At 42.1% G+C, this 240-nt stretch carries 1 protein-coding gene; it reads left to right on the top strand.

The window, feature by feature from the left end:
* Nucleotides 1-240 (top strand): glycogen/starch/alpha-glucan phosphorylase (locus tag MTCD1_RS20200; protein ID WP_200818718.1); only part of this gene is annotated, 240 nt, incomplete at both ends.

Below are 240 nucleotides of genomic sequence, written 5' to 3'. Positions count from 1 at the left end.
GTCTTGAGCGTTTTGACGAAGGTAATTATGTTGCTGCACAAGCAAGTCACATCCAGGCGGGGAACCTGACCAAAGTATTATACCCCAATGACAATCATTACAAAGGTAAAGAACTGCGATTTATGCAACAGTACTTCCATTGTGCTTGTTCTGTGGCGGATATTTTACGTCGTCATCAAGCTGCGGGTCATTCGATTCTGGATTTAGCTAAGCTAGAGTCAATTCAACTTAATGATACTC

It is taken from the genome of Colwellia marinimaniae, assembly GCF_002207865.1.
In the GTDB taxonomy this organism is placed as follows: Bacteria; Pseudomonadota; Gammaproteobacteria; order Enterobacterales; family Alteromonadaceae; genus Colwellia; species Colwellia marinimaniae.
The sequence above is the reverse complement of the archived record's forward strand: the minus strand, read 5'-3'. Positions and strand labels throughout refer to the sequence as shown.